General features: G+C 41.5%; 14 protein-coding genes. 12 read left to right on the top strand and 2 right to left on the bottom strand.

Annotated elements, in window-relative coordinates:
- The first annotated feature begins 14 nt into the window (after positions 1–14).
- The 12 genes from secY (at position 15) to hemB (ending at position 8,456) form a co-directional block, all read left to right on the top strand.
- The gene (gene secY, locus HRU78_11685; protein ID QOJ24224.1) at positions 15–1,337 is read left to right on the top strand and encodes a preprotein translocase subunit SecY; all 1,323 of its coding nucleotides are present in this window, start codon (positions 15–17) and stop codon (positions 1,335–1,337) included.
- 17 nt (positions 1,338–1,354) lie between these two features.
- Positions 1,355–1,573 (top strand): translation initiation factor IF-1, encoded by a 219-nt coding sequence (gene infA / locus HRU78_11680; GenBank protein ID QOJ24223.1) that lies wholly within the window; start codon positions 1,355–1,357, stop codon positions 1,571–1,573.
- A 60-nt stretch (positions 1,574–1,633) separates the two neighbouring features.
- Positions 1,634–1,747 (top strand): 50S ribosomal protein L36, encoded by a 114-nt coding sequence (rpmJ, locus tag HRU78_11675; protein ID QOJ24222.1) that lies wholly within the window; start codon positions 1,634–1,636, stop codon positions 1,745–1,747.
- 39 nt (positions 1,748–1,786) lie between these two features.
- Positions 1,787–2,146 (top strand): 30S ribosomal protein S13, encoded by a 360-nt coding sequence (gene rpsM, locus HRU78_11670; GenBank protein ID QOJ24221.1) that lies wholly within the window; start codon positions 1,787–1,789, stop codon positions 2,144–2,146.
- Positions 2,147–2,190: 44 nt separating this feature from the next.
- Positions 2,191–2,580 (top strand): 30S ribosomal protein S11, encoded by a 390-nt coding sequence (gene rpsK, locus HRU78_11665; GenBank protein QOJ24220.1) that lies wholly within the window; start codon positions 2,191–2,193, stop codon positions 2,578–2,580.
- 10 nt (positions 2,581–2,590) lie between these two features.
- Complete coding sequence (rpsD, locus tag HRU78_11660) at positions 2,591–3,217, top strand: 30S ribosomal protein S4 (protein ID QOJ24219.1); 627 nt, start codon at positions 2,591–2,593, stop codon at positions 3,215–3,217.
- A 41-nt stretch (positions 3,218–3,258) separates the two neighbouring features.
- Positions 3,259–4,260: a DNA-directed RNA polymerase subunit alpha gene (rpoA, locus tag HRU78_11655; GenBank protein ID QOJ24218.1), complete on the top strand. Its 1,002-nt coding sequence runs from the start codon at positions 3,259–3,261 to the stop codon at positions 4,258–4,260.
- Entirely contained in the window at positions 4,250–4,648 is a 399-nt protein-coding gene (gene rplQ / locus HRU78_11650) for a 50S ribosomal protein L17 (protein ID QOJ24217.1), read from the top strand. The genes rpoA and rplQ overlap by 11 nt, the downstream gene beginning before the upstream one ends.
- 405 nt (positions 4,649–5,053) lie before the next feature.
- On the top strand, positions 5,054–5,848 hold the full coding sequence (locus HRU78_11645; protein ID QOJ24216.1) for a biotin--[acetyl-CoA-carboxylase] ligase: 795 nt from the start codon (positions 5,054–5,056) through the stop codon (positions 5,846–5,848).
- A gap of 10 nt (positions 5,849–5,858) precedes the next feature.
- Positions 5,859–6,635 (top strand): type III pantothenate kinase, encoded by a 777-nt coding sequence (locus HRU78_11640; GenBank protein QOJ24215.1) that lies wholly within the window; start codon positions 5,859–5,861, stop codon positions 6,633–6,635.
- Positions 6,632–7,240, top strand: a complete 609-nt coding sequence (locus HRU78_11635; protein ID QOJ24214.1) for a YihA family ribosome biogenesis GTP-binding protein — start codon at positions 6,632–6,634, stop codon at positions 7,238–7,240. The genes HRU78_11640 and HRU78_11635 overlap by 4 nt, the downstream gene beginning before the upstream one ends.
- Before the next feature lie 208 nt (positions 7,241–7,448).
- Positions 7,449–8,456: a porphobilinogen synthase gene (hemB, locus tag HRU78_11630; protein ID QOJ24213.1), complete on the top strand. Its 1,008-nt coding sequence runs from the start codon at positions 7,449–7,451 to the stop codon at positions 8,454–8,456.
- 25 nt (positions 8,457–8,481) lie between these two features.
- Here hemB and HRU78_11625 read toward each other — a convergent pair whose 3' ends face one another.
- Together HRU78_11625 and HRU78_11620 are read right to left on the bottom strand one after the other, a co-directional pair.
- Entirely contained in the window at positions 8,482–9,918 is a 1,437-nt protein-coding gene (locus tag HRU78_11625) for an IS5 family transposase (GenBank protein QOJ24212.1), read from the bottom strand.
- A 141-nt stretch (positions 9,919–10,059) separates the two neighbouring features.
- The gene (locus HRU78_11620; GenBank protein ID QOJ24211.1) at positions 10,060–12,378 is read right to left on the bottom strand and encodes a penicillin-binding protein 1A; all 2,319 of its coding nucleotides are present in this window, start codon (positions 12,376–12,378) and stop codon (positions 10,060–10,062) included.
- Positions 12,379–12,419 lie beyond the last annotated feature (41 nt).

Genomic DNA, 12,419 nt, shown 5'->3' with positions numbered 1-12,419 from the left:
AGTAAATATAAAGTATGTCGAATTTTCCGATCGATAAATTTGCTGATCTTAAAAGACGTTTATGGTTTTTATTATTTGCACTAATAGTATATAGGATTGGTGCACATGTTCCGGTGCCAGGTATTGATCCAATTGTTTTAAAAGATTTATTTGAATCTCAAGAAAATAGTGTACTGGGAATGTTTAATATGTTCTCCGGAGGCGCTCTTTCTAGATTTTCGATATTTGCACTTGGTATTATGCCTTATATATCAGCTTCAATTATAATGCAGCTAGGTACGGTTGCAATCCCATTCCTTGAGGCTTTAAAAAAAGAAGGAGAAAGTGGAAGAAGAAGGATTGCGCAGTATACGAGATATGGAACAGTTATCTTAGCTCTTGTTCAAAGTTATGGAATTTCTATCGCTCTGCAATCACAAGAAAGCTTGGTAATAAATCCTGGCTATTCCTTTATGTTTACCACGGTGATTACACTAGTAACTGGTACTATTTTCTTGATGTGGTTAGGCGAACAAATCACAGAACGTGGTATCGGAAATGGAATTTCCCTAATTATTTTTGCAGGGATTGCGGCAGGTCTTCCAAGTGCTATTGGTGGTACTTTAGATTTGGTAAGTACTGGATCTATGCATTTTTTGATAGCTTTTGGAATATTTGTAGCTGCGGCTTTTGTTACGGGGATTGTTGTTTTTGTTGAGAAAGGTCAAAGAAGAATTTTAGTCAATTACGCCAAACGTCAGGTTGGGCAAAAAGTTTATGGAGGACAAAGTTCGCATTTACCTTTAAAGCTAAATATGCCGGGAGTTATACCGCCAATATTTGCTTCAAGTATTATTTTATTTCCTGCTACTTTAGCTAGTTGGTTTGCAAATAACGAATCTGTTACATGGTTAAAAGATATTAGTTCTGCCTTATCACCTGGGCAACCGCTATATGTAATTTTATATGCCATAATGATAATCTTCTTTTGTTTCTTCTATACTGCGCTTGTATTTAATCCTAAGGAGACTGCAGATAATCTTAAAAAGAGTGGGGCTTTTATACCAGGTATAAGACCAGGAGAGCAAACAACGCGCTATATCGAAAAAATAATGTTACGTTTAACATTATCGGGATCAATCTATGTTACCCTAGTCTGTTTGTTGCCTGAATTTCTAATTCTTAAATGGAATGTTCCGTTTTATTTTGGAGGAACATCTCTTCTAATTATTGTAATTGTGACTATGGATTTCATGTCGCAAGTTCAATCGCACATTATGTCATCTCAATACGATAGCTTGTTAAAGAAAACAAATTTTAAAAATAGCAGTAGTAATATGAAATTACCAGCAAGATAACTTATTGGTGATAAGAGATGGCGAAAGAAGATACAATTCAAATGCAAGGTGAAATTCTAGAAACATTGCCTAACGCAATGTTCAGAGTAAAATTAGAAAATGGGCACATTGTATTAGGACATATTTCAGGAAAAATGCGCATGCATTACATAAGAATATTGCCTGGAGATAAGGTTACAGTAGATTTAACTCCGTATGATCTTACGAGAGCAAGAATAACTTTCCGGGCTAAGTAATTGAATTTAAGTTTGATAATTAGAAATTGTCCGTAATTATTTATTTATAGCATATATATTATGAAAGTAAATGCATCTGTTAAAATACTTTGTAGGAATTGCAAAATTATACGACGTAATCGAATTGTCCGAGTGATATGTACAGACCCGAGACATAAACAACGACAGGGATAACTATTAAAAATACGCGAAGATTAAAATAGGAAAATATAAATGGCACGTATTGCTGGCATTAATATACCAAATCATAAACATGTTGGTATTGCACTAACTGCGATTTACGGTATTGGGAGATCGAATTCAAAAAATATTTGTCAAGCCGTCGGAATTGCAACAGACAAAAAATTGAAAGATCTTTCCGAAGAGCAAATAGATCATTTGCGAGATTATATTGCTAAGATCACAATTGAAGGTGATTTGCGACGAGAAATCTCGATGAATATAAAAAGACTCATTGATTTAGGCTGCTATAGAGGATTAAGACATCGCCGAGGACTTCCTGTACGTGGTCAACGAACTAGAACAAATGCAAGAACTAGAAAAGGCCCAAGAAAAGCAATACGCGCTCGATAGCGACTTTATTGAAGTAAACGTAAAAGTAAACAAGGATTTTTATAATGATTAAGGCAGTTTCTCGAGCACGGAAGAAAATCAAAAAAAATATTTCTGAAGGTATAGCTCATATTCATGCTTCTTTTAATAATACAATTATTACTATAACAGATAGGCAAGGAAATGCATTATCATGGGCCACTTCAGGTGGTGCCGGTTTCAAAGGATCACGTAAGAGTACTCCTTTTGCTGCACAAGTTGCTGCTGAAAATGCCAGTAAAATAGCTATTGATTGTGGTGTGAAGAATCTTGAAGTTAGAGTGAAAGGACCGGGACCTGGGAGAGATTCAGCTGTAAGAGCCTTAAATGCAGCAGGTTTTAAAATTACAAGCATTTCAGATGTAACACCAGTGCCGCATAATGGCTGCCGACCACCAAAAAAACGTCGTATCTGAGGAGAGAAAATTGGCTAGAAATCTTGCACCAAAATGTAAACAATGTCGACGAGAGGGTGAGAAATTATTCTTGAAGGGCGAAAAGTGTTTTACTGATAAGTGCGCGATAGAACGGAGAAATTATCCTCCTGGTCAACATGGTCAGAAAAAAGGTAGATTGTCTGATTATGGAGTTCAACTTCGCGAAAAACAAAAAATAAAAAGAATATATGGTGTATTAGAGAGACAGTTTCGTAACATATATAAATTAGCGGATAAGCATCGTGGTGTAACTGGTGATAATTTACTTCAGCTCTTAGAAAGTCGCCTTGATAATGTTGCATATCATATGGGCTTCGGATCGTCTAGATCTGAAGCAAAACAGATAGTTAGACATAATATGATTTTAGTAAATGGCCATCGCGTTAATATTCCTTCCTACATAGTAAAAGCTGGTGATATTGTAGAAGTTGATAAAAATTCAAAAAATCATTTGCGTATTAAGACGGCAATTGAGATGGCTAGCAACCGGAATTTTCCTTCATGGATAGAAGTCAATGTTAAGGAAATAAAAGGTACTTATAAAACAAGACCTGATCGAGCAGAACTGCCGTCATCAATCAATGAATCATTAGTTATAGAATTGTATTCTAAATAATTATTTCACATTACAATTGCTTTGCAGCAAAGGAATTATATATGCTCGGTACGGAGCTGCTTACACCGCGGATTATTGATGTTCAGAATATATCTCCCCTGCACGCCAGAGTTGTTATGGAGCCCTTTGAAAGGGGCTATGGTCATACGTTAGGTAATGCATTAAGAAGAATTCTTTTATCCTCAATGTTTGGTTTCGCTCCAACTGAAGTTAAAATAGCTGGTATTGTGCATGAGTATTCAGCTTTGGATGGAGTGCAAGAGGATATTGTTGATATATTACTGAATATCAAAGGCATAGTTTTAAAATTACATAACAATGATCAAGCTACTTTATATTTAAGAAAAGCTGGTAAGGGAGTTGTTACTGCCGGTGATATAGAAACAGGGCATGATGTTGAAATCATTAATCCCGAACATATCATCGCTCATCTAACTTCTGATTGCAAAATAGATATTGAATTAAGAGTTGAAAAAGGAAGAGGATTTGTACCTGCTGCAATCAGAAAAAATGTAAATATTGAAAGAGATATAGGAACGATTTTTCTTGATGCTTCTTTTAGTCCTATTAGACGTGTAAGTTATGCAGTCGAAAGTGCGCGAGTGGAACAAAGAACAGATTTAGATAAATTGGTAATTGATCTAGAAACAAATGGAATAGTTGAGCCTGAAGAAGCGATTCGCTATGCTGCACGAGTATTAGTTCAACAATTGTCAGTATTTGCAGATCTGGAAAGTACACCAATACTGAAAGAGAAACCTCAAGCACCTCAGATAGACCCTATTCTGTTACGACCAGTTGATGATCTTGAGCTTACTGTTAGATCTGCAAATTGCTTGAAAGTCGAGAATATTTATTATATTGGTGATTTAATTCAACGTACCGAAGCTGAATTACTGAGAACACCAAACTTGGGAAGAAAATCACTTAACGAAATAAAAGAAGTATTAGCTGCACGTGAGCTAACTCTTGGAATGAAGCTGGATAATTGGCCACCAGCAAATTTAGAGAATATATCTAAGGATCAAAACCATGCGTCATAGTATTGCATTTAGAAAATTAAACCGTACTAGCAGTCATAGATCAGCAATGTTTCGCAATATGAGTAATTCACTTTTGCGGCATGAAGTTATAACTACAACCCTACCGAAGGCCAAAGAACTTAGAAGATATGTAGAACCTGTCATTACTTTGGGAAAAGTATCATCTTTATCTAATCGACGTATTGCTTTTAATAAATTGCGTGACCGTGAAAACGTAACTAAATTATTTGCTGAATTAGGACCAAGATATCTTGCACGCCCCGGTGGATATATTAGAATCCTAAAATGTGGTTATCGAAAAGGTGATAACGCTCCTATGGCACTAGTGGAGCTTATTGATCGCCCTGCTGATAAAGCTGAAGTTAATGATAAATTAACCGCTGCATAAGATTATCTCTGTTTGTTTGTATTTGTTGATATATTTTTATCAGTCATTTTTAGATTTCAAATCTCTACGGATATAATTCCCTGTGTTCAGAGTTACAAGATGACTTGTATTTAACAGGCTGATTAGTAGCGCAACTAAAGTAATCCTTCGCTTGCAATGGATCAGTTTGCTCGAGCCAAGTACAAGCAGAAAGCGCAAGAAGATTAAAATATGATAATCAGCAATTATTGCATTTTCAGAGAATAGCAAGATCATAATTTATTTTATAAAACCTTATTTTTATACTCTTTCAGGATGTTGTAAGATTATTAGCGGATTTTTAATTCCTGGGAATATTGGAAATAAGAATAAAAAAATTCAAAGTTTGCTGTGCATGAGAATTTTTCAAAGAAGCTTATAGGCTTATTGAACAAAGATAAAGCCCTAAAATTCACATCTCATTTAACCCCGATAATAGATCTCAATGTTTTCAATATAATTGATTCTACAAGCAATTATTTATTGAGTAATATCAAGCAATATCAACTAAATGATAATCGAATAGTTGTTGCTGCTGCTGAAGTTCAAACTAAAGGACGCGGGAGAATAGGTCGTTCATGGCATAGTGATTTAGGTAGTGGACTTACTTTTTCTATGTTGCGCCGCTTTGAAAACGGCGCGTCTGTTTTAACTGGTCTCAGCCTTGTGATTGGTGTTGCAATTGTTCGGGTTTTAAGATCCTTCTCAGTAAATCAAATCAACCTTAAGTGGCCTAATGACATCCTTTATGACAACAGTAAATTGGGTGGAGTATTGGTTGAGCTACGTGGAAAAATGATTGGCCCTGCAGATGCAGTAATTGGTATTGGCATTAATTTTAATCTTCCAAGTTCTATCAGATCTATTATTCAACAAAATGCTATTGATTTATTCCAAATCACGGGACAGCATTTAGATCGCAATGAAATTTTTGGTGCATTGCTACTGGAGCTATGTAGCATCCTATCTGATTTCGAAGTGCACGGATTTTCTTATTTTAAAGATGAATGGATTAGCTACCATGCTTATCATGGTAAGAACGTGAGACTATTTCTTCCACATAATTCGTTTGTTTCCGGTGTGGTAGATGGCATAAACGACGATGGATCAATTTGTTTACTAACCTCAGCTGGTAGAAATTCATACATTGTCGGCGATATTTCTATGCGTTTGACTGATTAGTTTTAAACTAATGACTACCATATTAGCAATTGATTCTGGCAACTCTTTTATAAAATGGGGATTATTTCACGATGATCAGTGGATAATACAAAGTAAGATAGACTATGAACATGTTTCTCATTTAAAAAGCGAATTTGATAAACTGCCAGAACCTGACATCATTTTAATTTCCCATGTTGCACGTCAAGAGACCAGAAATGAAATCTGTGAATTGATTTCCCGCTGGATTGCTCAAACGATATGGCTTCAGTCCGGCTTGTTTCAATGTGGTGTTTTGAATGGCTACTCTGACCCCAAGCAGCTAGGAAGTGATCGTTGGGCAGCTTTAATTGCTGCCTGGAAGATTGAACATAAGGCTTGCTTAGTAATTAATGCCGGTACCGCTGTGACCATTGATGCACTATCCGATTCTGGTCAATTTCTAGGTGGTGTCATATTACCCGGTGTGCATTTGATGCAGAACAGTCTGTGCTTTAGTACCCAATTAGATCAGGCTAAGACGGGTGCTTATGAAGATTTTCCCGTTAATACGAATAACGCAATTCATAGTGGAATCATTCATTGTCTGGTAGGCGCTATTGAACATATGCACAGTCTTTTATCGGAAAGATTGCATCAAACTGACATAAGCTGCATCATAAGTGGCGGAGGTGCGACTCTATTAGTTCCATTGATTAAATTTCCGATTAATAATACTGTTGATAACTTAGTGTTGGAAGGATTGATTTTAATTGCTAAAGATGAAATGTGTAGGCAAAAGTTAGCTATCTCGAAAGACATAATATGATCCCATTTCAGAACGCAACTTTCTATACTACTGTAAATGATATTCGTGACTTGCCACAGCATTCAGGGATTGAAGTAGCATTTGCAGGAAGATCTAATGCTGGTAAATCCAGCGCTATAAATACACTTGCTAATAAAAATCGTCTGGCTTTTGTAAGTAAAACACCTGGGCGTACGCAACATATCAATTTCTTCCAATTAAACGAAAATCAATTTCTCGTTGATTTGCCCGGATATGGTTACGCCAAAGTTCCTGATAGTGTACGACAGCATTGGCAGAAATTATTGGAACAATATTTGCAAACTCGGGAATCGCTTAAAGGCATGGTGTTGATAATGGATATCCGTCACCCGTTAAAAGTACTGGATATCCAAATGTTGGACTGGTTTGCGCCAACAGGAAAAGCCATTCATATTTTATTGACTAAGGCTGATAAGTTGAGTAAGCAGAAAGCACATATGACGTTGCAAAGCGTGACTCAATATTTGAATAAATCTTATCCGGGATGCACTGTACAATTGTTTTCTAGCTTGGCAGGAAGCGGTGTTGAAAATGCTGCAGCCGTTATTAATGCATGGCTAAATCCCGATCAATGCCTTGCATAAGGCACGAGAAGGAAGATGAATAAAAAAAGCCCCCGGTTAAAGGGGAGTAAAACCGGGGGGAATCGCCTTAATATCACTTAAGGCCCTGTCTCAGGGAGGAAAGACAGGGGGACGATCAAGAATGTCCTCTCCTAAGAGAGGCTGTTGCCTGTGTTAGTTCCGCTAAGCAATAGATTTTTTTTATCTTATTTGTATTTTTACTCTTTTTATGTTTTCAATCAGCCAATTTCCGCAAAAAAGAATGCGACGTATGCGTCGCGACCAGTTTTCTCGTCGTCTTATGCAGGAATCTTATCTTCATGTGGATGATTTGATTTATCCTGTTTTTGTATTGGATGGAAAGAATCGCAGCGAGAATGTTAAATCAATGCCGGGTGTTGTCAGACAAAGCCTTGATCTTTTAATGGTGCAAGCTGAAGAATGTTTGCAGCTTGGTATCCCAGCACTTGCAATTTTCCCGGTTATCGATACTGAACTGAAAAACCTGACGGCAAGCGAAGCCTATAATCCGGAAGGATTAGTACCCAGAGTTGTCCGGCAATTAAAGAAAAATTTCCCTGAGCTGGGCGTCATCACAGACATCGCATTGGATCCCTATACCAGTCATGGTCAGGATGGCCTGATTGATCAAAACGGTTACGTAATGAACGATGAGACTGTGAATGTTTTGTGTCAGCAAGCGCTGGTGCACGCACAAGCGGGAGCGGATGTTGTGGCGCCTTCGGACATGATGGACGGACGCATTGCAGCGATCCGGAGTAGCTTAGACAGTCAGCAATTTATTCATACCCGCATATTGGCGTATTCGGCAAAGTATGCTTCCAGTTTTTACGGACCATTTCGCGATGCGGTCGGATCTGCGGCAAACCTTGGTGCAGGGAACAAATATACCTATCAGATGGATCCGGCAAATTCCGATGAAGCCTTGTGGGAAGTTGGCCTGGATTTGGATGAGGGGGCGGACATGGTCATGATCAAACCTGGCATGCCTTATCTGGATATTGTGCGGCGCGTGAAGGATCAGTATGGCGCACCGACATTTGTTTATCAAGTGAGCGGAGAATATGCCATGCTCAAAGCTGCTGCGATTAACGGCTGGCTAAATGAAGAAGCCTGCGTGTTGGAAGCGCTGCTTTCATTCAAACGCGCAGGTGCTGATGGAATCTTAACTTATTTTGCATTGGATGCTGCCAACTGGTTAAAAAGGAGACTGTAAAACTAAATAGTCGCCCCTGCAAAATTCACACAGTCATGCCGACAAACGAACGTTTTGTGTAAAAGGTGTTGATCAGTTGCAGCAGCGCAAGTCGCAATAAAGAATTCTTGATGCCCAAACGGTGTATAGCTCTCATCAGCCAGCGCAGATTGTAGCCAGCCGCACATAACACAGCGTGCAGTGCATCACCCAACTGACCTGGTAACCAGCAGCGATCCATTCGGTGATCCGACTTCAGATGCCCGATTGCAGGTTCCACGGCCTGCCGGCGCTTGAGCCAGCGCCGCTGCGGTTTCGTCAGCGACTTGTACTTGCCGCGATGGATGATTTCCACTGCCGGATTGTCAGCATCCACTCCCCGGAACCCGAGATCGGCAATAACCTGCTTCGGTATTGATCCGGTATCTTCGAGTAGCCTGTGCGTTTGTTCGAGCTGTTGGTGGAGAATATGACCATCGTAGGGATTGCCAGGAAAGGTTCTGGCACCGACTATCAGGCCGCTTTTGTGCGTAACAGCAATGCCGGCTTTAACTCCGAACTCGTAAGGTTTGCGTGCTTTGCCCTTGCCGATGCATTCGGCTTCCGGTGCGTGCAATGCATAGAGTTTGTTGTTGTCCTTGGGTTGCTGCTTATGAATCCGTCCTGCCCGTTCCAATAGCGTGGTCAATTGCTGCAGCGATGCGGCACAGACCGTCGTCACGGTTGCCAGTTTGCGCTGGATCTCCCGCAGCACGATACCAAGGATCGTGCGTTGGCGTTTAACGGTTTTGTGCAGACGCCGCAATTGCCTGGCGTGGGCATAGCCGCCTGCCCTTCGGCGCAGCGCCTTGCCTTCTTTGGCGTAGGTTTGCTTCAAGGTGATGCCAGCCCGTCTGGCTGCTTGCACAATCTTGCCGCGAGCAATTTCCAGTAACCGGCTATCCACCGGATGCGCAATTGCCTTTTCCTGAATTGTCGTGTCAACAATCACTCGTTTGAATTCAGCCGGTTTGACCGCCTTGGTGTGCACCGCAGTGTCAATCGTTGCCTTCAGCAGCTTCTCAACACCAGCTTCACCAATGGCGGTGCGGAAACGGCCAATCTGGGTGGCATCACACGGCAACTTCGATGTGTAATATTCCTCGCCGCTGAAATACTGCCACACCACATTCTCCGACCAGCGAACCACCAGCTCTTCGTCACTGAGGTTGAACGCATGCTTCAGATACAGCAACGATGCCATCAACCGGATCGGCAAGCGGGGGCGACCCGCAGTGCTCACGCCCCCACTGGCAATCGCCAATGTTGTGCCAAAAAGATCGTTGATCTCCAACACTTCACCCTGACGGTTTTTACGCTCAAAAGCAGGGACAAGTGCTGCTTCAATATCAGCCCACGGCAGTCGATTCGACAGCACTGCCAGGGGATGACGCAGATCAATTATCTGATCGAGACGCGCTCGGAAAAAATCATCGGTCGGCATTTCAGTTCCTCTTGATTCTCTCAGTGTTTTGATGCGAATAGTATAAATTCTCAGGGATCAATGCCGTCTAAAATTTGATGATTCCTGCAGTTCATGCAGGCTCTAAGTGTTTTGCAGGGATGACTAAATAAGGTAGCGACTTTAAAACAATTGATCCTGCACTTCTCTTGTAACTCTGGGTGCATGATCAATCGGATTTTCATTCAGCGGCGGTAATTGTTCACTAAAGAAAAATTCGGTCATATCGCCGTTTGATTCCCTGAACCCTGTAGCCGAGTCAATTTTAGCGGTAACGACACCACTTGGTGGTCTGTACTCTGCCATTGGAACACCTTTTAGAACTGGTCCCATGTAATCCATCCATATCGGCAAAGCTACTCGTCCGCCCGTCTCATTATTTCCTAACGACTTCGGTTCATCATATCCGGTCCAGGCGATGGTTACCAAGTCTTTCTGGAAGCCGCAGAACCAGGCGTCGACAAAATTACTGGTGGTGCCGGTTTTTCCTGCCAAATCGGTTCGTCCCAATTGTCGTGCCTTGACGGCGGTGCCATGACTGATGACATCTTGCATCATGCTGGTCATGATAAATGCATTACGCGGATCAATGACACGTTTTGCTCCATTGGTGACCGATACGGGCTGAAATTGTTCGACGATATTGCCTTTCTCATCTTCAATCCGCTTGATGAAATACGGCGCGACTCGGAAGCCGCCATTGGCAAAAACTGCATATCCCGCAGCCATTTGCATCGGTGTTACTGAACCTGAGCCGAGTGCCATTGGTAAATAAGGGGGATGGCGGCTGGCATCGAAACCGAATCGCGTGATGTAATCTTGCGCATACTGAATGCCGATCGCCTGCAATATCCGGATCGAGACGAGGTTCTTGGATTTTGTTAATGCAGTGCGCATGCGCATCGGCCCCTCAAATTTTCCATCGAAATTTTTCGGTTCCCATAATTGGCTGCCGGTTTGCGCGGCACTGAACGAGAGTGGGGCGTCGTTAATGATGGTGGCCGGTGTGAAACCCTTTTCCAGTGCAGCGGAATAAATGAAAGGCTTAAAACTGGAGCCCGGTTGCCGCCACGCTTGTGTGACATGATTGAATTGATTTTTGTAAAAATCAAAACCGCCGATTAAAGCGTGAATGGCGCCATCATTAGGATCAATGGATACAAGTCCGGCTTCTATTTCCGGCAGTTGAACAATATGCCAGATATGTTTCTGATTTTTCTGGATACGAATCAGCGAACCCGGGATGATGTATTTTTTACTGGGTTCTTTTTTATCGGTCAGAAATTTCTGTGCGAATTTAAGGCCATCGCCCGTGATTTCAATGATCTCTCCGCCTTTTTTGTACGCTTGTACGGCATTGGACTTGGCAGTCAATACGATAGCTGCGTAAATATCATCGCTATCATTAACCTCATCCAACGCATCGTCCAGCGTTTTTTCCTGATTGGCGCCGTGCTTGGCCAGATCGATATACCCTTCGGGGCCGCGGTAACCGCGGCGTCTGTCGTATTCGATCACATTTTTGCGTAATGCCTGATAAGCCGCTTCCTGATCTAACTGACGCAATGTGGTATAGACTTTGATGCCTTTATCGTAGGTTTCTTCCTGGTAGCGGTCGTAGATTACCTGGCGTACCATTTCAGCAACGTACTCAGCCCGCATGGCAAAGGCTGTCGATTGTTTCTTCACGGCAACGGGCTGTTTTTCCAATTCGCTCAACTCATCACTGGAAATATAATTCAATTTATGTAACCGCCCCAGTACATACAACTGTCGGTTTTTGGCTCGCTTAGGATTGCTGATCGGATTATAGCTCGAGGGTGCCTTGGGCAATCCGGCCAGCATGGCGGCTTCGGCAATGTTTATTTCCTGCAATGACTTGCCGAAATAGGTTTGCGCTGCTGCGGCAAAACCGTAACTGCGGTGTCCCAAATAAATTTGATTGACATACAGTTCCAAGATTTTGTCTTTACTGAGGCTATGTTCAATTTTGAACGCCAATAGCGCTTCGCTCAGTTTTCTGGTGATTGTTTTTTCCCTTGTCAGAAAAAAATTGCGCGCAACTTGCATGGTGATGGTGCTCGCGCCTTGGCGTACACTGCCTGCTGAGAAATTGGAATAGGCGGCGCGCAATACGCCGAGATAATCGACACCGCCATGCTCGTAGAAACGATCATCTTCTGCTGCAAGAATTGCTTGCTTGAGACGCTCCGGTACTTCGGAAATACTGACCACATTTCTGCGCTCCGCGCCAAATTCACCGATGAGCAGGCCTTCGTTGCTATATATGCGCAATGGTATTTTGGGGCGGTAATCGGTCAGTGTGTCCAGTGACGGTAAATTGGAATATATAACCAACCCGGCAAAGCCTGCCAGCAACACACCAATCAAGCCTAAAGCGGATAATGTGACAAAAAAGTAGTACAACCAGCGAGCAAACATGGATAATTACGCAATGAAACGGTTAAAATACAGAGTTATAA

Source organism: Gammaproteobacteria bacterium (assembly GCA_015709635.1).
Lineage (GTDB): Bacteria > Pseudomonadota > Gammaproteobacteria > Burkholderiales > Nitrosomonadaceae > Nitrosomonas.
The sequence above is the reverse complement of the archived record's forward strand: the minus strand, read 5'-3'. Positions and strand labels throughout refer to the sequence as shown.

Excerpts from the sequence above, each read along its gene's own strand:
- secY (QOJ24224.1), top strand. The coding sequence starts at position 15 with ATGTCGAATTTTCCGATCGATAAATTTGCTGATCTTAAAAGACGTTTA.
- infA (QOJ24223.1), top strand. The coding sequence starts at position 1,355 with ATGGCGAAAGAAGATACAATTCAAATGCAAGGTGAAATTCTAGAAACA.
- rpmJ (QOJ24222.1), top strand. The coding sequence starts at position 1,634 with ATGAAAGTAAATGCATCTGTTAAAATACTTTGTAGGAATTGCAAAATT.
- rpsM (QOJ24221.1), top strand. The coding sequence starts at position 1,787 with ATGGCACGTATTGCTGGCATTAATATACCAAATCATAAACATGTTGGT.
- rpsK (QOJ24220.1), top strand. The coding sequence starts at position 2,191 with ATGATTAAGGCAGTTTCTCGAGCACGGAAGAAAATCAAAAAAAATATT.
- rpoA (QOJ24218.1), top strand. The coding sequence starts at position 3,259 with ATGCTCGGTACGGAGCTGCTTACACCGCGGATTATTGATGTTCAGAAT.
- rplQ (QOJ24217.1), top strand. The coding sequence starts at position 4,250 with ATGCGTCATAGTATTGCATTTAGAAAATTAAACCGTACTAGCAGTCAT.
- HRU78_11640 (QOJ24215.1), top strand. The coding sequence starts at position 5,859 with ATGACTACCATATTAGCAATTGATTCTGGCAACTCTTTTATAAAATGG.
- HRU78_11635 (QOJ24214.1), top strand. The coding sequence starts at position 6,632 with ATGATCCCATTTCAGAACGCAACTTTCTATACTACTGTAAATGATATT.
- hemB (QOJ24213.1), top strand. The coding sequence starts at position 7,449 with ATGTTTTCAATCAGCCAATTTCCGCAAAAAAGAATGCGACGTATGCGT.
- HRU78_11625 (QOJ24212.1), bottom strand. The coding sequence starts at position 9,918 with ATGCCGACCGATGATTTTTTCCGAGCGCGTCTCGATCAGATAATTGAT.
- HRU78_11620 (QOJ24211.1), bottom strand. The coding sequence starts at position 12,378 with ATGTTTGCTCGCTGGTTGTACTACTTTTTTGTCACATTATCCGCTTTA.